This window comes from Ramlibacter pinisoli (assembly GCF_009758015.1).
Lineage (GTDB): Bacteria > Pseudomonadota > Gammaproteobacteria > Burkholderiales > Burkholderiaceae_C > Ramlibacter > Ramlibacter pinisoli.
Window position 1 is genome coordinate 57,417 of sequence record NZ_WSEL01000002.1, and the last position, 22,328, is coordinate 79,744.

A 22,328-nucleotide genomic window follows, 5' to 3' on the forward strand; every position below is an offset into this window, starting at 1 on the left:
CGTGACTGCTCCCCATCAACTTTAAAGGAGCGACTCATGCAGACCCCCGCCCAGCCTGTGGCCCAGTACATCCGAATGTCCACGGATCGCCAGGACCTTTCGCCGCTCGTGCAAAGAGACGCTATCAGAGCCTTCGCCGGCACGAACGGATTTGACATCGTCCGCACCTATCAGGATGACGGCAAAAGTGGTCTCCAGTTGGCAAATCGGCCTGGACTGCGTCAGTTGCTCAAGGATGTAGTCGATGCCGCTCCTTTTCGAGCAATCCTGGTCTACGACGTGAGTCGCTGGGGACGGTTCCAGGATGCGGACGCATCCGCGTACTACGAATACCACTGCCGCATGCACGGCGTCCAAGTCATTTACGTTAGTGAATCATTCGCCAATGATCAGACCCCCACCACGGTGCTTCTCAAGAGCATGCGACGCGTCATGGCAGCCGAGTACAGCCGGGACATTGCATTCAAGGCGCGCGCCGGTCAGCAGCGTGTTGTCTCGATGGGCTTCCAAATGGGCCCGCTTCCTGCTCTCGGGTACCGGCGGTGTTCAGTGTCCGCGGATGGCTCTCGCAGGGTCATGTTGCAGCACGGCCAGCGCAAACTAGCTCTGACGGACCGGATCGAATGGGTGCTTGGGCCCGAAGCGGAAGTAGATCTGGTTCGGCGAATGGCGGTGGCCTACTCCAACGGGTTCGAGCTGGAGGAAATTGCCGGCCTTGCCAACGCTGAAGGCTGGCGAACCGACAAGGGACGGAAGCTCTCCGCGCAGAGTCTGAAACTCCTCCTCACGAATGAAGCGCTCATCGGAAATTTCGTCTGGGGAATCAAGAGCAAGGGAGGCAAAGTGATCAAGCATGAGCCGACCCGAATGAACGGCAGCATTCCCAGGATCCTTGATGATCGAACATGGACTGTCATGCAGACACGGTTCAAGGACGCCGCGGAAGTACTGAAACGTCGAAGCGGGACAACCGCGCCGATCACAAGCGTTCCTCGAATGGCCAAAGAGCCAAGGCAGCTCAGTCTGCCACTGGAACGTACCGGAAGGGACCGCGGCTACAGAGGAACTTTCGGTACGCCGCAGCAGCTTCGCGAACACACTAAGGAGTTGGGGCGGGCACTGTGCGGGAGGCTGTTGTCACGCGGACTTCCGACCACGTTCGATCCCCGGAGCAACGTACTGACCTTCTGGACGTCACGTGTGCGTGTGAGGTTGATGTGGCCGGCCAGTCCGACCCGGTGGATGCTGGATCGAAAGCGCGGTCATCTTGGGGAAGAGACTCTGCTCCTGACGCGGATGGAAGGCCTTTATCGGCCCCTCGATTTCTTCATTTTGCCGGCCGAGATGGTGCCAGGAATCTTTTCGAAGCTGGTTGAACTGGAGGTGCCGCGGTCTTTGCATCGCTACTGGTGCCCCCCAGGTGATGAACTGATCTCGCGTCTCTTGAATTCACCGACGACCGTGTCAATCAGGTCGGCTTCAGCCCCCAAAACCTAGCTGCTTCCGACCATTTGCTGCCAACACCGGTCGACGCCCGTGTGGTGGGCGTTCGCAAGTCACAGCTTGTCTCGGGGCGCGCGCCCCCGCCAGGCCGCACACATTCGGCGGGCGAGCATTCGGCTTTAGCCGCCGCCGTCAGGGATCGGCACGCAGAACCAGGCTTGCCGCACCTCTCGAACAATCGGCAGCGCGTCCGCGTTGATCCTGTATCCGATCACGAGCATCCCGGCGTCCAGCGTCTGCACGCGCACGTCCGAGAGCGGGAACAGCACTTGGAAACGGCGGTCGACGTCCGGGCGATCGAGGTGGGCAACGTAGCCGCAGTTGGCCAGCGCGATGGTGAGTTCGCCCTCCACGGGAGCGGTCCAATCCCGCCGCTTGAGTCGCTCGCCCAACGGACCTCTGCACTCCTGAACTCGGCACCACATACTGTATAAATATACAGTTGCGGCCGGGTGGCCGTTGAAAAAAGAACCCCGGCCGGAGCCGGGGCTAGGGACGGGCGGATGATGGGAGGATGCGCCCGGCGGGATGTCGCCCGCGGCGGCATCGTAGCGCCGAGACCAGCTAGGCGCCTCATCACAAACGAGGAGGCGCGGCCTTGCCGTGTCGACAGTTCGGCGATGCTGCTTCAGCGGAGCACATCTAGTTCAAGTCCGGCCCCCGCTTGAATGGCGCAAGATTCGACTTTCGCGGGGAAGTGATGACATGGAAGAACGTACGGACGGGCTTGCGCACGTCGCGGTGACGATTCTTGCGTTCTTGGTGGCGTTTGCCATCAACCATTGGCTTTTCGCTTCTCTGGAGTTTGCGCCGGGTATCAACTTCGTCTACCTGCCAGCCGGTATTCGGCTGCTCGCCACTCTCCTGTTCGCCGAGGCTGGCGCGATCGGGCTGCTGATAGTCTCCTGGCTGGTCAGTTTCTACCTCTTCCCCAATGACCACGCCCGCGCATTCGCAGGCGGAATCATCGCTTCGATTGCTCCGTATCTCGTTTATCTCGGCGCTAGGCACTTTTATGGCGTTGACCGTGGCATCGACCAACTGAAGCTTGAGCAGCTCTTGACGCTGAGTCTGGCCTACTCGGTCGCAAGTCCCCTGCTTCATCACCTGTGGTTCGCGTCGCGAGGTCAAAGTGACGTGTTGCCGGGCTTCTCGGTAATGTTCATCGGCGACCTAGTTGGCACCCTAGTCGTGGTCTTCGCATTCAAAGGAGGTCAGCTGCTTCTGCGGCAGCGCAACAGATGAGGGGGAGGGGAGAGCAGCGTTGGGGACTTTGGGCGCGCCGGCAGCAAGTCGATCCCAAATCCAATGTTCAGGCCAGTTTTCAAAGACGTCCGCTGTGGTCGGAAGCAGACGCGTGCGGCGACCTATCGCTGCGCGTGCGCTTTCTCTCGTATGCCCACAGGACCTGGCAACTCGCGGTGAGCGTCCAGGGATCCCATCTTGACCCGAGGAGTACGAGGCTACCGAGGCGCCAGGTCGGTGCGGATGGGTGCCCTTTCATGGTTTATCACGGCGAATGACAATTGTCATTTCACAAAACAAGTCATGAAAACTGCGGCCAGGAGCCGGGCGCGCTGGCGGTCTCATAGCCACAGATACAAATGAGAGCCGCTAGCGCCGGGGGGCCCTACAAGTGGTTCGACACGGACACGCATCGGAACTGCGCTGCGGTGCGTGTGGATAAGGCCAACGCATCGCTTCCACCATCAAATTAGTGATGAGTTGGTGACTGGGATAGCATTTACATCCTCTCGACCCTCGCCTAACAGATGCCAAACATCGCTTCAGCTCTCAAGGAAGAAATTGCTCGTGTCGCACGCAAAGTAGCCAAACCGGGGAGCGAAGAACTTAGGAAACAAGTGACGCAGCAGCGCGGTGCGCTTGCAGCGTTGAAGCGCCGGATAGATGCGCTCGAGCGCTCGCTCGCCAGCGTGGCGAAGGGCGGGCGGGCCAGGACACGCCGAGTGGCGGATGAAGGCGGCGACGAGAACCAATCTGAGCGCCATCGTTTCAGTGCCAAGGGGTTTGCCAAACAGCGGGAGCGTCTCGGTATTTCTGCCGCCGCAATGGGACAGCTTTTGGGCGTCTCCTCGCTCAGCGTCTACAAGTGGGAGAGCGGCAAGACGCGGCCGCGCGCGAAGCAGATTGAGAAGATCGCCTCCGTGCGCGGCCTCGGCAAAAAGGAGGCGGCGGCGAGGCTTGCTGAAGGCGGCACCATTTCTCCTGCGGCGCAGGCCGGGATTTTTGCCGACTCCCGCCAGGCGGCTACTAGCGTAGGTAGCGCGGATCAACTCGCAAAAGAGGGGCGAATGGCGGGGAAGAGGCCGAGCACGAAGACCCCTGCGTTGAAGAAGGTGAGCCGCAGGAAGGCTGCGCCAAAGGGAGCCTCTTCTGTGAAGGCGGCGGCAAAGAAGACGCCTACGAAGATGCCGGCAGCCAAGAAGCCGCGGCCGCAGAAAGCGCCGGCGACGAAGTCGACCACCGCCAAGCGACCCGTTAGGCGGGCTGCGGCCTAAAGGCCGTGTACGGCCGCGAGCCCGTTGCTGCGGCCGAGGCTGGACGCGCTGCAGGTTTCTGCGGAAAGTAGTCCGCGGCGCGTCGCTACGTTGGCGAGGCGCAGACGCAGCAGCCGGCCGTGGTTCGCTCCGTTTCGCCGACAGCCGCGGCGCTCTACCCGGCCCGATCACCACGCCCTTGCCGCCGACGAAATGGGATATTCCTGGATCAGGGGTTCGGGGAGCCCCTTCGCCCCGAATAGCAGCTCAACGGTGTGATGACAAGACTCGAACCATCGTCCATAATCGCAACGTTTCCGGAAGCCCATGCTGTGTTTCCGGAAACGGACTGATTTGGGCGCGGCAAATGTTCCGCGAGTTGGCAAGGCCCCCGGCAAATCTTTCCACGCGGTAGCGGCACAACTTTCGCTGAGCTACGCCCCTAAGTTCCTGATTCTTCAGATGGTGACCGGCAAAGCTTTGCGGCCCTCGACATGAGTAGTGAGTGAGTGAGGGTCGCGCCAGGCTAGCCCAGCACGATCCTCACCAGCCCGGCGGCAATGAGCGCCAGCCCCAGCAGCGCCCCCAACCGCTCGCCATGCGGCGCCATCTTCTCGATGGCCACGGCCACCGACAGCGCCGCCACCCAGGCAATGTTCATCGCACCGCCGACGAACAGCAGAGCCATCAATGCCCAGCAGCAGCCCGCGCACAGGACGCCATGGCGCAGACCCATGGTCCACGCGCCGGCCACGTGCGGCCTCCACTCGCCGAGCAGGAAACCGACCGGGGTGCGGCACTTGGCCAGGCACATCCGCTTGAGGGGCGAGAACTGATAGACACCTGCGATCAGGAGCAGGGCCGCATTCAGCCCCGCTGAGGTGCTGACGATCATGGGGTCCACCCAGTCGAGCCACTGCAGCGCCCATTGCAGCGCGGTTGCCAGCGCGCTGAACGCGCACCACACGATCAGGTAGGCGGCCACGAAGGCATGAGCGCGTCCGTTGCGCCCCGGCTCGCGGTGCAGCCGAACGAAGGCGAGCAGCATCGGAAGTGCCGAGGGCAGCATCATCGCGGCCATCATCACGGACCACATCAGGAAGATGGCCACGATGTTGGACAGCGACCAGTCGGCAGCGCCCGGCATCGTGAGCTGCACCAGCGGATGCCCCATGTCGAGCGCCATCCAGGCCAGCAATCCCCAAGCCGCCAGCGCCGCGACGAGGATGGAGCCGGCTCCGACCAACGGGCGCGCAGACTGATGCATGGGATCCCAACGATGGGCGCGGCGACCACAGCTGTCAACCGGGCTTGAAAGACCCATGCGCCGGTCTATCCTGATGGGGACTGACAACCATGCGTCAGGAGGGTCCTATGGCCTGGCAGATCTCCGGTCAGTACATGGAGACGTGCAACTGCACGTTCCTGTGCCCCTGCGTCGTCACCAACATCCAGGGCATGCCCACCGAAGGTGCCTGCAAGGCCGCACTCGCGATGCACATCGAGAAGGGCAACAAGGACGGCGTCGCACTCGACGGCATTGACTTCATCGCCATCCTCGAATCCAAGGGACCAATGGGCGCCGGCAACATGACCGTGGGCCTGATCGTGGACTCAGCCGCGAGCGAAGCCCAGGCGGAAGCGGTCACTGCGATCGCCAGCGGGTCGGCCGGAGGGCCGATGGCCATGATGGCCCCTCTGGTCGGCAAGTTCGCCGGCGTGGAACGAGCGAAGGTGTCGATCACCCGCGACGGCGAGAAGTGGACCGCGCGCGCCGGCGACTTCGTGGATCAGACCTGCGAGGGCGTGCTGAACATGGAGGGCAAGCCCCTCGTGATCGACAACGCATCGCACCCCGTCAGCCCTCGCATCGCCCTCGCCAAGGCCGTGCGCAGCGTCTTCAACGTGTTCGGCATCCAGTGGAAGGACGAGACCGGCACGCGCAACGGGCACTATGCGCCGTTTTCGTGGTCGGGGTAGGTCCGGAGGGGGCGCTTAGGTACTTTGCAACGTCCGGCGCGTAGCGCCTTCAGAGGCGAAACACGACGCTCATGGGCGCGCTTCCTTGATGTGACTCGTACGTCACCCTACCGTAGTACCTGAACCGAGCCGCCTTGCCACCGGAGAGCTTGCTCTCCCGGACAAACAGATGGATCGCGATTCCCCGAGCTGCGTGTTCGATGATCTCTCGACCTCGCTTGCTTTCAGGCGCGGTCGCATTTTGGCTTTGCCAATGGAAGCGGTCCTCGTCGATCCAGTGGTCTAGGTAGCGGTGCTCTTCCGCCTTCCCTTGCTTGTTCAAAGTGACCAGCAGGACGTGTGCACGCTTCTCGCTCAAAGGTACATGGCCTGCATGCCAGCTCCCAGGGTTGAACTCCTCGCCGAAAAGAGGGGGAATCTCCTCACGCAAAAAGGTCTGGCCAACAGCTAGGTCCAGCGGGTCCACGATGGCTCGCAGACGGGCCAAGGTCCTCATGTCGTCGGTGGCCAGCAGGTCCTCGTAGTCGGGGTTGTTCGCCTTCAGGACATAGTGGCCGTCTTTCTTATTGACGACTCGAAGGAGGTACTGACTGTCACCACCCTCGTCTTGTCGCTCAATCGCGACCACCGCGCCCGTGATCGAGCCAGCGCTTGTTGGGCTAATCAGTTCAAGAAGTAGATGGTCTCCATCCTTCACAGGATTCTTGCCGCCATCCATCGAGTTTCCCGTGGCACGTGCGATGAAGTGCCGACTGGGATCGAGCAACCCATAAGTAGGTGGCAGAGAGCGAAGCTCTTCCGAATCGGTCCGGCCCACCTTGAAGTGTCCGCAGGCAATTTTCAAGTTGGGGAAATACGGGAGTTCCACCGAGCCGCGATTCCGCGTCGGGAAGGGCACGACATTGCTATCACTTGCCGGCATGAGGCGAACCTCGTAGCTCGCGAGTCGGTAGTCGACCAGCTCCTGCAAGAGCGATCCGAGTGGCATCGTCATCTCTGGCGGGACCTGCTGTGCAAGCTCAAACAAATCGCCCGTCACCTTGAACAAAGCGCTCTGTTCCCGTTGCCGATTTCCTCCGATCCATGCGTTGATCGGGTTGTCCCGCCAGTACCTGGCCCAGGCGGCGGAGTCGCCCTGGGTGCCTGACATGTCAGCCGGCAAGTCTGCCAGTAGCTTGCGCCGACGGTCGAGGACTGCGCGCGAGCGTTGATTCAACTCGTTGAGTTTTGTGGGCTCGCGCAGGCCATCGAGCTCAAGAAATGCCTCGAGCAAAACCATCTTGTAGCTCTTGGTCATCGCAGTGACTTCTACTTCGCGAAGCAGACCTTGACACTGTGAGGCAATTGCCACTTCGTCCGCATCCAGATCCCCCATCGTGCGTACCAGCTCAAACCAGTGGCCAGCTTGCTGACGCATGGCGGTGATGCTGGACCCGGAATTGAAGAACTCAGTCAAGGTCGGGCGGCGGCCCAGCACATCGCGCAACGCTTGGTAATCCTTCTGCGGGCCAGAACTATCAAGAGATTTCAGGAAGTCGATGATCGCCAAGTCATAGTTGACATAGCACCCCTCCGGCAATTCGAGCGTCTTCTGCTCAACTCGCCGAGCGAATTCAGCCAAAGCCTTGTACGTGGATCCGATGTCGAACAGCGCCTGCGGCTTCTGCAGAAAGCTGTGGTGATTTCCGATGAAATCCAGTACGACCAGGTATTCCTTGCCCTCGCTGCGTCGGAGGCCTCGCCCCAACTGCTGGAGGAAAAGGACCTTCGACTCAGTCGGCCGCAGCATCATCACGGTGTCGATGCTCGGCAGGTCGACACCTTCGTTGAAGAGGTCCACGGAGAACAGGACTTGCAAGGTGCCAGATTCGAGCTGATCCAACGCTTGTGCGCGACCGAGCGAAGAACCGGAATACACGGCTGCAGCCGCAACTCCCGCGCGGCTGAACTGCTCCGCCATGAACTCAGCATGTTTCAGCGAAACGCAGAAGGCGAGGGTGCGTCTCTGCCCTCGACCGCGCCACTCGCGCAATGCATGGCGCGCTCGCGCCAACGTCGCGAGCTTGTTCGACAACTGCTCCGGATCGAAGCGCCCGTTTCGCCATGGCACTTCACGGTAATCAACAGATTGGTCTTGAATGCCGTAGTAGTGAAACGGAACAAGAAGACCCGCTTCGACCCCTTCGAACAAGTGGCACGTGTAGACGAGGTTGTCGTCGCAGAGCGAAAGGATGTCGGACTGATCCGTCCGGTCAGGAGTCGCTGTGAGTCCGAGAAGGAATGACGGTGCGAAATGTGACAGCAGGCGTCGGTACGTGCTTGCTGCAGCGTGATGAAACTCGTCGACCACCACATAGTCGAAATGCTGCGGAGCAAACCGCTCTAGGTGTTCTGCCTTCGCCAAGGTCTGGATCGAGGCACACAGCACATCCACCTCGGCGTCGCGACTCCGGCCCGTGTAGTACCCGACTCTCGCGGTCGGACGAATCCGCAAGTAGGTAGATGCGGCCTGGGTCAGGATCTCCTCTCGGTGGGCGACGAAGAGAACACGGCGGGCGCCAACGGCAGCGGAATCGAAGGCCGCGAGCCACGTCTTGCCCAACCCCGTCGCCAGCACAACGAGCCCGCGTCTAAAGCCGTCTTGGCGCGTCGCTTCCAGCGCAGCAAGGGCTTTGAGTTGGACCGGTGTCGGCTCCGGCGGCTCCTCCTGCTCGTGACTTCCGGGAGCCACCGCGCGCGAAGGCGGTAGACGGCGCTGCTCATAGGCCTCGATCCAAGCGTCTGAAAGCTGCACGGTTCTCGGATCGGCGAATAGTTCGTCGAATCGGCGAGCAGCTTCCATGAAGCCCGGATCGGCGGGATACACGACACGGTAGTTCCACTCCAGACCCTCCTGCAGGGCTTGCCGGCTGATGTTGCTGGATCCGATGAAGGCTGTTCCAGCAACGGTGACCTCTTTCTCAACTTTCGCGAAGATGTAGGCCTTCAAATGAAAGCTGCTCGCTTGCGTCGTGTAGACACGAACTTCCGCGCCTTGCTGCTGAAGGAGCAGCAGCAGCCGAAGGGCCTGTGGATCGGTGATGTCCAGATAGTCGCTTGTGAGGATTCGCAAGCGTCGATTCGCACCGGCCCTTAGAAGAGACTGAAGATCGGGCAACAGCAGTCGCAAACCCGTCGCCTTGACGAAGGCCACGGCGAGCGCGACTTCGGTCGCCCATGTGAAAGCCTCGGACAGATGTGGCAGGAAGTGATCGGCGCCACCCGTGACAAGTCGACTGCTCTCGGCGTGCTGCTTCCAAACCAGGGCGTTGCTCCAGCGCTGTACGCGCTCGGCTCGTTGGTCATCGGTGAGCCACACCTCAACATCACGAGCCCCCGAAAGGCGACCGAACCATAGCCGAATGAGGGCGTCGTCTGCATCGGTGAATCGGCGCCCTTCGTGCTCCCGCTCACCTGTTCCGTGCTTGAAGCTGACGTACATCGTGCCGCCCGGTTTCAACGCATTCCACAGGCGCTCCAGCACTTCCTGCATTGCGTTCGCCGCGATGTGCAGCAGGCTCGCGCAGCACCAAATGCCGTCGTATTGAGCGATTTCCTCCAAATCTTCGAAACGACGGGCGTGGATCTCGAATCCACAATGTTGCGTTGCGAGCTGTGCAAGCTCCGGTGATGCATCGAATGCAACGACTTTGAACCCTGCGTCTGCGAAGGCTTTTGCATCGCGACCAGAGCCGCAGCCCGCGTCAAGGATCGAGGCGCCTGGCTGCAGGCGCGCCAGAAAGCGGCCGTGAAGCGCCGTCATGTCGACAGCGACAGTGCTGCTAAAGAACTCGGCTGCAAACCGGTTGTAGTAGTGAACAGTCTCGGTCATCCCTGGCTGACGTGCATCGACCTCATCGATGGGTCGGCAGCGTACCAGGTTGACGCTGAGCTAAAACTTCAGCACGAGGACGGATTGCACGTTGAGCATCTTCCGGCGCGAACGTCGCGCCGCGGCTTCGCGGTCCATGTGGGTGACCAAGCGGCTTGTCCGGCAGGGCAGCACGTACTCGCCTTCAAGACCTCCCCTTGCCCATCCTCTGCAAATCCATCCTCTTGTACTTGAGGTATTCCGCCTCGCTGACGTCGTTCAACTGGCGCGGATACTTCTGCGTCGCGGCATGCCACAGCGCCAGCCGCTTCTCCACATCCTCCGGCGCCTTCGTGTAGGCGTCCACCGCCAGGAAGTAGCGCATCGCGTTGCGCTCGATCAGGCCCAGCGTGCCGCCAATGAGTTCCGGCTCTCCGGATGGCTGCTTGCCGACGGTCGTGAAGCCGACCTTGCCGCGCCCCAGGGTGGCCAGGTAGGTGCGCACGGCGGTGCGGGTCGCGCCGCTCTGCTCGTAGGCATAGCTGAAGTGGATGAACGACGTGCCGGTCTCCAGCGGGATGCCCTGCAGCGAGATCAGGTAGTTGCGGGTGCCGAACGGTCCCTTGCCGGAGGTCAGTTTGGCGTCAAAGTAATCGGGCGTGGCGCTGGTGATGTGCACGTCGAACGTCAGCTCGAACGCCTGGTCGAGGGCACCGTCGTAGCTGCGCACGATGCTCAGGGTCAGCGTCTGCTTGGCCTCGTCGACGCGGCAGGCGCGGTTGTTGAGGTGGAGCATCAGCATGTCGCACCAGCGCCCGGGCTTGTCCAGGGCGGCACTGACCTGGGCCAGCGGCTGCTCCAGGATGCCGTGCACCTCGCCCTTCAGGACATTCCCCGTTTCGGTGGACGTCAGCACCATCGGCCGCCCCAGCGGGCTGTTCGCCAGCTCGGGGGCCAGTTTGTCGTGGGTGGCGCGCAAGGCCGCGGCGCCGTCCTGCGCGGCGGCCGACGGCGCCCACGCGAAGCAGGCAGCGGCAAGGGCCACGGTCAGGATGGAGACAAGACCTCGCACGGGCATGGCGGACACCTCCTGGGGCAGGACGAGCGCCGGCCCGTGTGCCGAACAACGACCATACAGCCGAACTTTCCGGCTGAGCTGATCGCATGCGCCCAAGGTCCAACCCCAGCGCGGCGCGCAAACGCCACCCTCGTGCAACACATCGATCGCTAGCGCGCGCGGCATCTGGCTGCCGGCTGCTGGAGGTCCGCTCCGCACGTTGCGTTCCGCGGGAATGTGCTGACGGTCGCGCAGGGGAGAGCGGATAGATTGCGCACAACTGCCTCCGCCACGCATCCCATGTCGCTCCTTCGCCGCCATCGGTGCACCGCCCTTCGCCTGCTCGTGCCGGCCCTGGGCGCGCTGCTCGCCGGCTGTTCCGGCAGCAAGGCGGCCGGCTACCAGGGCTATGTGGAAGGCGAGTACGTGAACGTCGCCTCGCCGGTGGCGGGCCGGCTCGACAGGCTGCTGGTGCAGCGCGGGCAGATGGTCGACGCGAAGGCGCCGCTGTTCAGCCTGGAATCGGAGCAGGAAGTCGCAGCCAAGCAGCAGGCCGACGAGCAGTTCAATTCCGCGCAGGCGCAACTCGCCGACCTGAAGGTGGGGCGCCGCCGGCCCGAGGTGGCGGTCACGCAGGCGCAGCTCGCCCAGGCCCGGGCCGCACTGGCCCAGGCGACGCTGCAGCTCCAGCGCGACGAGGCGCAGTTCGACGCCGGCGGCATCGCGCGCGGCCAGGTCGAGGATGCGCGCGCCAACCAGGCCATCAAGGCCGCACGGGTGCGCGAGCTCGAGGGGCTGCTCGACGTGAACCGGCTGCCGGCGCGCGACGACCAGATCCGCGCCCAGAGCGCGCAGGTCGCGGCGGCCCGTGCCGTGCAGAGCCAGGCGGCCTGGCGCCTGGATCAGAAGCGCCCGGCCGCGGGCCAGCAGGCCCTGGTCTCCGATACGTTGTACCGAGAAGGCGAGTGGGTGCCGGCGGGCAGCCCGGTGGTGCGGCTGCTGCCGCCCGGCAACGTGAAGCTGCGCTTCTTCGTCCCGGAACCGGCCGCCGGCGACCTGCGGCCGGGCCGCAGCGTCAATGTCGGCTGCGATGGCTGCGGCACCGGCCTCAGCGCCGTGGTGAGCTACGTCGCCAACGAAGCGGAGTACACGCCGCCCGTCATCTACAGCAACGAGACGCGCGCCAAGCTGGTGTTCCTGGTCGAGGCGCGGCCCACGCCGGAGAGCGCGGCGCGGCTGCGGCCCGGGCAACCCGTGTCGGTGACGCTGCCATGAGCACGCCCGCCACCGACTGGGCGATCGACGTCCGGGGCCTGAACAAGCACTTCGGCAGCAAGCATGTCGTCAACGACCTGTCGATGCAGGTCGGCCGCGGCGAGATCTTCGGCTTCCTGGGGCCCAACGGCAGCGGCAAGACCACCTCGATCCGCATCATGTGCGGGCTGCTGACACCCGACTCCGGCTCCGGCACCTGCCTGGGCTACGACATCGTCAGGCAGAGCGGCGAGATCAAGCGGCGCGTGGGCTACATGACGCAGCGCTTCTCGTTCTGGGACGACCTGTCGATCCGCGAGAACCTCGACTTCGTCGCCCGCATGTACGGCATGGCGGATCGCCGCGCCGCGGTCGACCGGGCGATCGACGGCCTGGGTCTCGGCGGCCGCGCGGCGCAGCTGGCCGGCGCGCTGTCGGGCGGCTGGAAGCAGCGCATGGCGCTGGCCGCCTGCATGCTGCACGAGCCCGAACTGCTGCTGCTGGACGAACCGACCGCCGGCGTCGACCCCGGCGCGCGGCGCGACTTCTGGGAGGAGCTGCATGCCCTGGCGGCGCGCGGCATCTCGGTGCTGGTCAGCACGCACTACATGGACGAGGCCGAGCGTTGCCACAAGCTGGCCTACATCGCCTACGGCCGTCTGATGGCCCAGGGGACGGCCGAGGACATCATCGCGAGCCAGCAGCTCACGACCTGGGAAGTGGCGGGCGGCGACCTGGCGGCCGTCGCCGAACGGCTGCGCGGCCGGCCGGGGGTCGAGCAGGTGGCCGCCTTCGGCTCCGCGCTGCACGTGACCGGACGCGATCCGGCGGCGCTGCAGGCCGCGCTGCAGCAGGCCCTGGCCGGCAGCGACTGCCGCGCCCAGCCGGCGGCCACCGGGCTGGAGGACGTGTTCATCCACCTCACCGAGCAATCGGTCGACAACTTCGGGCCGCCGGCGTGATGTTCTCGTTCACCCGCTGGTGGGCCATCGTGCAGAAGGAGTTCCTGCAGCTCAAGCGCGACCGCATCACCTTCGGCATGGTGCTGGGCATCCCGATCATCCAGATCGTGCTGTTCGGCTATGCCATCAACACCGATCCCCGGCACCTGCCCACCGCCGTGGTGATGGCCGACCGCAGCGAGTTCACGCGCAGCTTCCTGGCGGCGATGAAGACCAGCGGCTACTTCGCCCTGGTCGACGAATTGCCGGACGAGGCGGCCGCCCACGCCGCCCTGGAACGCGGCGACGTCCAGTTCGTCGTCAACTTCCCGAGCGACTTCAGCCGCCGCCTGCTGCGCGGCGAGCGGCCGGCGCTGCTGGTCGAGGCCGATGCCACCGACCCGGCCGCCACCGGCGCCGCCCTGGCCTCCGTGCGCGAGCTGGCGGCGGTGGTCGCCCGGCACGATCTCACCGGCGCGCTGGCGCCGCTGGCCGGCACGCCGGCGCCGTTCGAGGTGCGCGTGCACCGGCTGTACAACCCGGAAGGCATTGCCCAGCAGAACATCGTGCCGGGGCTGATGGGCGTCATCCTGACGATGACCATGGTGATGATGACGGGGCTGGCGATGACCCGCGAGCGCGAACGCGGCACGATGGAGAACCTGCTCGCCATGCCGGCGCAGCCGCTGGAGGTGATGACGGGCAAGATCGTGCCCTACATCTTCATCGGGCTGGTGCAGGCCACCATCATCCTGCTGGCCGCGCTGTTCCTGTTCGGCGTGCCGTTCGTGGGCAGCGCGGTCGCGCTGTACGCGGTGTCGCTGCTGTTCATCGCCGCCAACCTCACGGTCGGCATCACGATCTCCTCGGTCGCGCAGAACCAGCTGCAGGCGATGCAGCTGACGTTCTTCTTCTTCCTGCCGACGATGCTGCTGTCGGGCTTCATGTTCCCGTTCCGCGGCATGCCGGGCTGGGCGCAGGCGGTCGGCAACCTGCTGCCGGCCACCTGGTTCCACCGCCTGGTGCGCGGCATCCTGCTCAAGGGCAACGGCTGGGCGGACCTGTGGCCCAACATCTGGCCGCTGGTCGTGTTCACCGTCGTGATGATGGGCATCGCGCTGGTCTTCTACCGCAAGACGCTGGACTAGCATGCGGCGCGCCCTCGGCTCCCTGGCGCTGGCGGCGCTCGCGGCCTGCAGCAGCGAGCCGCTGCGCCCGCCGGCGGTCCCGGTGGTGGCGCAGTACACGGCCGGCGCCGTCGCCGAGGACCGGCTGGCACCGGGCCGGGACATCCCGGCGCAGTGGTGGACGCTGTTCCGCTCGCCTGCGCTCGACGCCCTGGTGCGCCGCTCGCTCGACAACAGCCCGACGCTGGCGCGGGTCCAGGCCCGGCTGCGGCAGGCCGAGGAGGACCTGGGCGCGCGCAGCGGCGCGACGCTGCCACGGGTCGACGCCAGGCTGTCCGCCAACCGCATCGATGTCGATCCGCAGTCGGTCGGTGTGCCCCTTCCGGTGGCCATGCCGCTGGACCTGTATCTCGCCTCGGTCAGCGTGTCCTACACCTTCGACTTCGCCGGCGGCACGCGGCGCGAACTGGAAGGCCTGCGGGCCGAGGTCGACCACCAGGCCTACGAGCTGGAGGCGGCCCGCCTGATGCTGGCCGGCAATGTCGTCACCACGGCCATCCGGGAAGCGTCGCTGCGCGAGCAACTCGCGCAGGGCGAAGCCATCGTGGCGCTGCAGGCACGCCAGCTCGTGATCGCCCAGCGCATGGAGGAACTGGGCGGGGCGGCCCGCCTCGACGTGCTGGCGCAGCAGCGCGAGCTGGCGCAGGCGCGCGCGACCCTGCCCGACCTGCGGCGCGACCTGGAGCGGATGCGGCACCGGCTGGCCGTCTACGCGGGCCTGCCGCCCGCCGCGCCCGACCTGCCGGTGTTCCGCCTGTCCGAGCTGCAGCTGCCGGACCCATTGCCGCTCAGCCTGCCGTCGCAGCTGGCGCGCCAGCGGCCCGACATCCGCGCCGCCGAGGCCGTCCTCGCCCGCGCCGGCGCGCAGGTCGGTGTGGCCACCGCGCACCTGTACCCGCAGCTCACGCTGTCGGCCCAGCTGGGCACGCTGAGCACGAGCGGCGATGGCCTGTTCGGCGCCGGCACGGGTTTCTCCATCCTCGGCGCCTCGCTGGTGCAGCCGCTCTTTCGCGGCGGCGAGTTGCAGGCGCGCCGGCGCGCGGCCATCGCGGCCTACGAACAGGCCGGCGCCGCCTACCAGGAGGCGGTGCTGCAAGGGTTCCAGAACGTGGCCGACGCGCTGCGCGCGCTGGAAGCCGACGCGGCCCGCTTCAGCGAGCGCACCGATGCGGTCGGCCGCGCCCGCGGCTACTGCGACATCCTGGCCGCGCGGCTGCAGGCGGGCGGGGTCAGCCAGGCGGCCTTGCTCGAGGCCACGCGGCACTACCACCGCGCCCTGCAGGAACAGGCCCAGGCCGCGGCCGACCGCTACGCGGACTCGGCCGCGCTGCTGCAGGCCCTGGGCGGCGGCTGGTGGCAGCAGGCCGAGCGCGATCGGTCTCGCCCGGTGCTCCCCTAGGCCTGCACGATCACCTCGAAGCCGCCGAAGATCATCCGCTGCCCATCGAAGGGCATGGGGTCCATGCCTTCCTTGAGCCGCGGGTCCTCCATGGCCTTCTTCATGCCGACGTCGCGCACCGCCCTGGACGGCCAGACGATCCACGAAAACACCACCGTCTCGTCCGGCTTGCGCTGCACGGCCATGGGGAACGAGGTCACCTTGCCTTCCGGCACGTCGTCGCCCCAGCATTCGACGACCGACAGGGCGCCGTTGTCCTTGAAGACGGTGGACGCCTTCTGGGCGACGCCGCGGTAGTGCTCCTTCTTGGCCGTGGGCACGGCGATGACGGATCCATCCACGTAGTTCATGCAAGGTCTCCTTGTCGACGAGGCTGCGACGCGCAGCCCACAGGACGATGACGAACGATTGGCTGCAGTCTCGACACGCGTGTGTAACGACTCATGGCTCCGCCGAGAACTGCTCCCATCCGCGCGACCGCAGCTTGCAGGCCGGACACTCGCCACAGCCGTAGCCCCACTCGTGCCACTGCGTGTGGTTGCCCACGTAGCAGCTGTGCGTCTCCTCCTTGATCAGCTCCACCAGCGGCTCGCCACCCAGGCGCTGGGCCATCCGCCACGTCCCCGCCTTGTCGATCCACATCAGCGGCGTCTCGATCACCACGCGCGAATCCAGCCCCAGCCCCAGGGCGATCTGCAGCGCCTTGAGCGTGTCGTCGCGGCAGTCGGGGTAGCCGCTGTAGTCGGTCTCGCACATGCCGCCCACCAGCACCGGCAGTTCGCGGCGGTAGGCCACCGCGGCGGCGAAGGTGAAGAAGAGCAGGTTGCGGCCGGGCACGAAGGTGTTGGGCAGGCCACCCTTCTCGTACGCGATCGCCTTGTCGGCCGTCAGCGCCGTGTCGCTGATCTGGCCCAGCAGGCCCAGGTCCAGCACATGGTCGTGGCCGAGTTTGGCGGCCCAGGGCGAGAACTCGGATTTCAGGCGCTGCAGGAAGGTGGTGCGGCACTGCAGTTCGACGTGGTGCCGCTGCCCGTAGTCGAAGCCGATGGTCTCCACGTGGGCGTAGCGGTCCAGCGCCCACGCGAGGCAGGTGGCGGAGTCCTGGCCGCCGGAGAAGAGGACGAGGGCGCGGGTGTGCATGGTGGGCGCTCCGGGTGATCGACAGGATTGTGCGGAGCCGGCAAGACCCGCGCGGGATTCCGGTCGATCGAATCGAATCGAAGAGGGCGCGGCGGGGCGGGGCGCTCAGGCGCGCGCGGGACCACGCGCCATGGCTGTGTTGTCGCGGTGGAAGCCGGCGCCGATTTGGAGTACACCCCCAGCCTTCCGCACCCCGCGTGCCCTTGAGGAGACTGCGCCATGAAGCTGTACTGCCATCCGGGTTCCACCACCTCGCGTGCCGTCATGTTGTTCGCGGCCGAGGCGCGCATCCCGGTCGAGCTGCAAGTGGTCGACCTGTTCACCGGCGAGCAGTACCAGCCTGCGTACGAGTCGATCAACCCCAACCACCTGGTGCCCGTGCTGGAGGACGGGAGCTTCCGGCTGACGGAGAGCTCGGCCATCCTGAAGTACCTGGCGGAGAAGACCGGCTCGGCCGCCTACCCGGCCGACCTGCAGCAGCGGGCGCGCGTCAACGAGGCGATGGACTGGGTCAACACGCAGCTGAACCGCGACTTCTGCTACGGCTTCGTCTACCCGCAGATCTTTTCCTTCCACAAGCGGCGCAGCGACGAGGCGCACCAGGCGCAGCTGGCCTGGGGACGCGAACGCGCCCAGGGCTGGCTGAAGGTGCTGGACAGCCACTTCCTCGGCGGCGGCAAGGCCTACCTGTGCGGCGACAAGATCACCCTGGCCGACTACTTCGCGGCGCCCTTCGTGCACGTGGGCGAGCTGACCGGCAGCGACCTGGCGGCCTACCCGAATGTGCGCGCCTGGCTGGGCCGGCTGAAGGCCCTGCCGACCTGGAGCAAGACCTTCGAGGCCATCACGGCCTACGGCGCCTCGCTCCAGGGGCAGCCGCTGGTGGCGGTGTGAATGGGGCGGCGGGGTCGGTCCCGCCGCCACGTCGCGCGGCGCTCAGTCCGCCGTCGCGCCCGACTGCTTGACCACCACGGCCCAGCGCTGGATGTCGGCCTTGAGCATGCCGGCCAGTTCCTGCGGGCTGGTCATGTGCACCTCGGCGCCCTGGGCGGCGAACTTCTCGACGGTGTCCTTCTCCTTCAGGATCTCGTTGATGTCGGCGTTGATCTTCTGCACCACGGTAGCCGGCGTGCCGCCGGTGGCGAAGATCGCGAACCAGGGGCTGACGTTGAAGGCCGGGTAGCCCAGTTCGGCGAAGGTGGGGATGTCCTTGAACGCCGGCGAGCGCTGCTTGCCGGTGACGGCCAGGCCCTTGAGCGTGCCGCTCTTGATGTGCTGTGCCACCGAGGGCAGGCTGGTGAACACCACCTGGATCTGGCCCGAGATCAGGTCCGTCAGGGCCGGCGCGGCGCCCTTGTACGGGATGTGGCTCATCTTCACGTTGGCGGCGCTGTTGAACATCTCGCCCAGCAGGTGGTTCACCGAGCCGTTGCCGGCCGAGCCGAACGACACCTGGCCCTTGCCGCTGCCCACGTAGGTCGCCAGGTCCTTGATGTTGTTGATCGGCAGCTTGGGGTTGGCCACGGCGACGAAGGGCACCTGGGCCAGGTTGGCCACGGCCGCGAAGTCGGCCTCGGGGTCGAACGGCAGCTTCTTGTAGATGCTGGGGTTGATGGCGTGCGAGCCCACGTACGACATCAGCAGCGTGTAGCCGTCGGGCGCGGCCTTGGCCACCGCGTCCATGCCGATGTTGCCGCCGGCCCCGGCGCGGTTGTCCACCACCACCGGCTGGCCCCACTTCTCGGTCAGCTTCTGCGCCACGATGCGGGCCAGCGCGTCGCTGGCGCCGCCGGGCGTCTGCGGCACGACCAGGCGCACCGGCTTGTTGGGATAGGCCTGCTGGGCGTGCAGCGGGGCGGCGACGAGGAAGGGCGCGGCGAGGGCGGCCAGCAGGGCCGCCGGGCGGAAGCGGGGAGTGAGCGTCATGGGTTTCTGGAAAGTGCTGGCGCGACCGCGCCGACAGGGGCGATTGTCCGCTGGCGGCGGTGGCGCGGAATCGGGCTTGTCCCGAGCGCGAAAGCTCCTGTTGGCCGCGACCGGGCGGGACGCGCAGGTCGCGCTAGGCCGACGCCGCGGCCGCTGTCGTCTGCAGCTGCGGCAGCGTGAACACGAACACCACGCACGGCGCCCGGTACTCGTAGACCAGCGTGCCGCCGTGCCCGCGCGCGATCTCGCGGGCGATGTACAGCCCCAGGCCCAGCCCGCCGGGGTTGCGGCTGTTGTCCAGCGACTCGGGCTTGAACGGGTCGAACATGCGCTCGCGCGACGCGGCCGGGATCGGCGGGGCGTGGTTGGCCACCGCCAGCGTGACCTGCGCGTCGCCCGCTTCCAAAGTGAGGTGGATCGGGCGGCCCGCTTCGCCGTGCTGGCGCGCGTTGCCCAGCAGGTTGTCCAGCAGCTGCCGCACGCGCGCCACGTCCACCGGCACCTGCAGGGCCAGCGGCGCTTCGACGGCGACCTCCACGCCGGGGTGACCCAGCATCAGGTCCTGTGCGACCTCCCGCACCAGGCCGGCCAGGTCGGCCGGCTGCGGGTTGACTGCCAGGCCCATGCCGCCTTGCAGGCGCGACAGGTCGAGCAGGTCGCCGATCAGCCGCGCCATGTGCGTGCTGGAGCGGCTGATGCGCGGGCCCATGGTGGCGCCGTCCGCACCGCGGGCCAGCAGTTGCGACGCCATGGTGATGGTCTGCAGCGGATTGCGCAGGTCGTGGCCCAGCACCGCCAGCATCTGGTCGCGCGCCCGCGTCACCTGCGCGCGGCGCGCGCCGCCGGCGCGGTGCAGCCCGGCCTGCAGCCCGCGCGCGATCTCCAGCTCGGTGGCGCTCCAGGGCACCGCGACACCGCGCACGATCTCGCGCCAGACGTCGAACGATCCGCGCGGCGTCAGCCGCATGCCGAGCGGGCCCGGCTGGTAGTTCTTCTCCGGCTTGCCGCCCCAGGCCACCGTCTCCACCTGCTCCTGGCGCAGCAGCACCAGCCATTCGTGCCGGCTGTCATCCATCTGCAGCGCCAGGATGCCGCACCAGGCGCCGAGCGACGCCGACAGCGGCGCCGGCAGCCGGGCCCGCGCGGACAGGGCCAGGACGCCCTCGGGCGGCCCGTTGGCGCGCAGCCAGCGCAGCAGTTCGGCACCGGCCGAGGCACTCACGCCGCCGTGGACGATGGTGCCCGTGCCCTCGGACGCCACCAGGGCCTGGGCGCCGAAGATCGCGCACAGCGCCGGCACCGAGGGGCGCACGGCCTCGAGCAGCCCGTCGGCGGCGACGAACGCTTCCAGCAGCTTGACGCGCACGGTGCTCGCCGCGTCGATGCGCTCGGCGCGGTCGGCCGCCAGCAGGGTCTGCACGTTGCTGGCCAGCAGCTGCGCCAGCACGTCGCACGCCATGCGCTTGCCGTACGGCACCACCAGCGGCGTGAGGTGGTGGCAGGCGATCATTCCCCACAGGTCGCCGCCGATGACGATGGACACGCTCATCGACGCGGCCACGCCCATGTTGGTGAGGTACTCGATGTGGATCGGCGACACGCTGCGCAGCGTGGCCCAGCTCATGTCGAGCGGCTCGTCCCCGAGGTTGCGCACCGGCACCGGCACGGCGCCGACATCGGCGATCAGCCGCAGGGTGTTGATGACGTACAGGCGCCGCGCCTGCACCGGGATGTCACCGGCGGGGTAGCGCCGGTGCAGGAACGGCTCGAGGTCGGCGCGGCGGTCCTCGGCCACGATGTCGCCGCTGGCGTCGTGACGGAAACGGTAGGCCATCACGCGATCGAAGCCGGTCAGCGCCCGGACCTCCGCCACGGCCACGTTCAGCAGATCGTCGATCGTGCGCTGCAGCCGCAGCCGCCCCAGGGCGCCGTTGGCCAGCGTGGTGAACGGGCGGATCTCGCGGTCGGCCGGCTGGCGCTGCTCGAATTCCGCCACCACCAGGCGGCCGTTGGCATGCAGGATCAGGTCGAAGGTGCGCTCGCCGACCTGCAGCTCCGAGCGCTCGGCCAGGCCGCTGGCGCCGTGGCTCCTGCGCGCGAAGTCGCCGATGGCCCGTGCCACGTCGGGGTGGGCGGCGAACTCGGGGGCGTCCAGGCCGGCGCCCAACGGGGGCAGCGCGAAGCCCAGCATCTGCTGGGCGTTGTCGCTCTGGCTGACGAGCCGTCGCGCCGCGTCGAAGGCGAGCAGGGTGCCGTGCGGCTGGATGTGGCCCGGCACATGGATCGGCTCGCGATCGCAGTTGTCGAGGCTGACAGGGTCGGTCGCCGGCAGCTGGTCGGGCTGGGGGGTGGCGGAGGGGGGAGACTGCATGCGGGCACGGATGGCCCGTCCAGGTGATGCGCAGCCAACCGCGGCCAGTTTAGCGGAGGGCTGCGCCGGATATGGCTCGCCAGCCAGCGCTGACAACGCGACGGCGCACTGGCAGGCCGCGGGCCCGCGCGCAGGAGGCGACAGTGGTCGTGCGCGTCGGGGATGGCGCGCTTACACGGACAACAACCAACCATGCCAATGCACCTGCCGACCGGCTCCTTGTTCTCGGGCGGCGACGCCGGCCCCGAGGGGACCGGCCCGACCGACTGGGAACCCCAGCACCTGTTCTCCCCCGCGCGCGGCCGCTACACCGTGCTGGTCGTCGACGACCAGGCGGCCAAGCGCTATGCCATCGCCCGCGCGCTGCGCGCGGCCGGCTACGCGGTGGACGAGGCGCCGAGCGGGGCCGCGGCCCTGCAGGCCTTCGGCCACCACGCCGCCGTCGTGCTCGACGTCTACCTGCCGGACCTCGACGGCTTCGCGGTCTGCCGCGCGCTGCGCCTGCGTGCGCCCGCCCTGCCGATCGTGCAGGTGTCCTCGGTGCTGGTCGACGCCCAGTACCAGCAGGCCGGCCGCGCCGCCGGCGCCAGTGCCTACCTGGCCGACCCCGAGCTCACCGCGCTGGTGGCCACGGTCGACCAGCTGCTGGGCGTGCGCATCGAGTGATCGGGCAGGGCGGCGGTCGGCCATCACGAAGCGGGGCCGGGAATCCGGCGCCGCGGCGAGGGCGCGACGGACGGTGATCGGCCACGCTCTCGTCATTGCGGGCTTGACCCGCCGTCCATCTCCCAAGCGCGGATCAGGAGCGGGCTGGTTCCGGAGATGGATGCCGGGTCGAGCCCGGCATGACGACTCTCGGGGGAGTTCGGCGTATCCCTCCCCGTCATGGCGGGCTTGACCCGCCGAACGTGGTTCGGATGCGGTCTCGTGCTGGCGATGGATCCCGGCTCCAGCCTCGCATGACGCCCCTCAGGGGAGCACGGAGTACCGCTTCTCCGTCATTGCGGGCTTGACCCGCAATCCATCTCCCGGACGCGGTTCGGGCGCGGTCTCGTGCCGGCGATGGATGCCGGGTCCAGCCCGGCATGACGACCTCAGAAGCGCCGCATGACAACCTTCGGGGGCAACGCGACGCGTCGCCACTTGGAATCGAGCGCGGCGCGGCGCCCTTCGACGCAACACCGGCATGCGCTCTTCCCGTCCTGGCGGACATGGCTCACCA

General features: G+C 66.8%; 18 protein-coding genes. 10 read left to right on the forward strand and 8 right to left on the reverse strand.

Going from position 1 to position 22,328, the window contains the following annotated elements; all coding sequences use genetic code 11:
* Positions 1-36 precede the first annotated feature (36 nt).
* Positions 37-1,497 (forward strand): recombinase family protein, encoded by a 1,461-nt coding sequence (locus GON04_RS00305; protein ID WP_157396012.1) that lies wholly within the window; start codon positions 37-39, stop codon positions 1,495-1,497.
* Positions 1,498-1,622: 125 nt separating this feature from the next.
* Here the strand turns inward: GON04_RS00305 and GON04_RS00310 are convergent, their stop codons facing one another.
* Positions 1,623-1,895, reverse strand: a complete 273-nt coding sequence (locus tag GON04_RS00310; protein ID WP_181653562.1) for a hypothetical protein — start codon at positions 1,893-1,895, stop codon at positions 1,623-1,625.
* 313 nt (positions 1,896-2,208) lie between these two features.
* Here GON04_RS00310 and GON04_RS00315 point away from each other — a divergent pair, with 313 nt between their 5' ends.
* Complete coding sequence (locus GON04_RS00315) at positions 2,209-2,748, forward strand: MASE1 domain-containing protein (RefSeq protein ID WP_157396014.1); 540 nt, start codon at positions 2,209-2,211, stop codon at positions 2,746-2,748.
* Positions 2,749-3,275: 527 nt separating this feature from the next.
* Entirely contained in the window at positions 3,276-4,022 is a 747-nt protein-coding gene (locus GON04_RS00320) for a helix-turn-helix domain-containing protein (protein WP_157396015.1), read from the forward strand.
* A 505-nt stretch (positions 4,023-4,527) separates the two neighbouring features.
* On the opposite strand, the gene GON04_RS00325 is transcribed toward GON04_RS00320, so the two are convergent.
* On the reverse strand, positions 4,528-5,325 hold the full coding sequence (locus tag GON04_RS00325; protein ID WP_232532907.1) for a DUF2182 domain-containing protein: 798 nt from the start codon (positions 5,323-5,325) through the stop codon (positions 4,528-4,530).
* A 50-nt stretch (positions 5,326-5,375) separates the two neighbouring features.
* Here GON04_RS00325 and GON04_RS00330 point away from each other — a divergent pair, with 50 nt between their 5' ends.
* A complete protein-coding gene (locus GON04_RS00330; protein WP_157396016.1) occupies positions 5,376-5,981 on the forward strand; it encodes a DUF1326 domain-containing protein in 606 nt (201 codons plus the stop codon).
* 49 nt (positions 5,982-6,030) lie between these two features.
* On the opposite strand, the gene GON04_RS00335 is transcribed toward GON04_RS00330, so the two are convergent.
* Both GON04_RS00335 and GON04_RS00340 read right to left on the reverse strand, forming a co-directional pair.
* Positions 6,031-9,852, reverse strand: a complete 3,822-nt coding sequence (locus GON04_RS00335) for a DUF3427 domain-containing protein (protein WP_157396017.1) — start codon at positions 9,850-9,852, stop codon at positions 6,031-6,033.
* A gap of 184 nt (positions 9,853-10,036) precedes the next feature.
* Positions 10,037-10,909 (reverse strand): hypothetical protein, encoded by an 873-nt coding sequence (locus tag GON04_RS00340; RefSeq protein WP_157396018.1) that lies wholly within the window; start codon positions 10,907-10,909, stop codon positions 10,037-10,039.
* Between the two features lie 279 nt (positions 10,910-11,188).
* Between GON04_RS00340 and GON04_RS00345 the strand changes: the two genes are divergently transcribed.
* The 4 genes from GON04_RS00345 to GON04_RS00360 are packed head-to-tail and all read left to right on the forward strand — an operon-like array spanning position 11,189 to position 15,669.
* Positions 11,189-12,163: an HlyD family secretion protein gene (locus GON04_RS00345; RefSeq protein ID WP_157396019.1), complete on the forward strand. Its 975-nt coding sequence runs from the start codon at positions 11,189-11,191 to the stop codon at positions 12,161-12,163.
* A complete protein-coding gene (locus GON04_RS00350; protein WP_157396020.1) occupies positions 12,160-13,104 on the forward strand; it encodes an ABC transporter ATP-binding protein in 945 nt (314 codons plus the stop codon). The genes GON04_RS00345 and GON04_RS00350 overlap by 4 nt, the downstream gene beginning before the upstream one ends.
* Complete coding sequence (locus GON04_RS00355; RefSeq protein WP_157396021.1) at positions 13,104-14,231, forward strand: ABC transporter permease; 1,128 nt, start codon at positions 13,104-13,106, stop codon at positions 14,229-14,231. The genes GON04_RS00350 and GON04_RS00355 overlap by 1 nt, the downstream gene beginning before the upstream one ends.
* 1 nt (position 14,232) lies before the next feature.
* Positions 14,233-15,669: an efflux transporter outer membrane subunit gene (locus GON04_RS00360; protein ID WP_157396022.1), complete on the forward strand. Its 1,437-nt coding sequence runs from the start codon at positions 14,233-14,235 to the stop codon at positions 15,667-15,669.
* Here GON04_RS00360 and GON04_RS00365 read toward each other — a convergent pair.
* Entirely contained in the window at positions 15,666-16,019 is a 354-nt protein-coding gene (locus GON04_RS00365; protein ID WP_157396023.1) for a DUF1428 domain-containing protein, read from the reverse strand. The genes GON04_RS00360 and GON04_RS00365 overlap by 4 nt on opposite strands.
* Positions 16,020-16,110: 91 nt before the next feature.
* Positions 16,111-16,809 carry a 7-cyano-7-deazaguanine synthase QueC gene (gene queC / locus GON04_RS00370; RefSeq protein ID WP_157396024.1) on the reverse strand — a complete coding sequence of 233 codons (699 nt, stop codon included), beginning with the start codon at positions 16,807-16,809 and terminating at the stop codon, positions 16,111-16,113.
* Between the two features lie 219 nt (positions 16,810-17,028).
* Between queC and GON04_RS00375 the strand changes: the two genes are divergently transcribed.
* Positions 17,029-17,703 carry a glutathione S-transferase family protein gene (locus GON04_RS00375; protein ID WP_157396025.1) on the forward strand — a complete coding sequence of 225 codons (675 nt, stop codon included), beginning with the start codon at positions 17,029-17,031 and terminating at the stop codon, positions 17,701-17,703.
* A 42-nt stretch (positions 17,704-17,745) separates the two neighbouring features.
* Here the strand turns inward: GON04_RS00375 and GON04_RS00380 are convergent, their stop codons facing one another.
* Together GON04_RS00380 and GON04_RS00385 are read right to left on the reverse strand one after the other, a co-directional pair.
* The gene (locus GON04_RS00380) at positions 17,746-18,735 is read right to left on the reverse strand and encodes a Bug family tripartite tricarboxylate transporter substrate binding protein (RefSeq protein WP_157396026.1); all 990 of its coding nucleotides are present in this window, start codon (positions 18,733-18,735) and stop codon (positions 17,746-17,748) included.
* Between the two features lie 133 nt (positions 18,736-18,868).
* Positions 18,869-21,106: an ATP-binding protein gene (locus GON04_RS00385; RefSeq protein WP_157396027.1), complete on the reverse strand. Its 2,238-nt coding sequence runs from the start codon at positions 21,104-21,106 to the stop codon at positions 18,869-18,871.
* 198 nt (positions 21,107-21,304) lie between these two features.
* Between GON04_RS00385 and GON04_RS00390 the strand changes: the two genes are divergently transcribed.
* A complete protein-coding gene (locus GON04_RS00390; RefSeq protein WP_157396028.1) occupies positions 21,305-21,772 on the forward strand; it encodes a response regulator transcription factor in 468 nt (155 codons plus the stop codon).
* Positions 21,773-22,328: the final 556 nt, after the last annotated feature.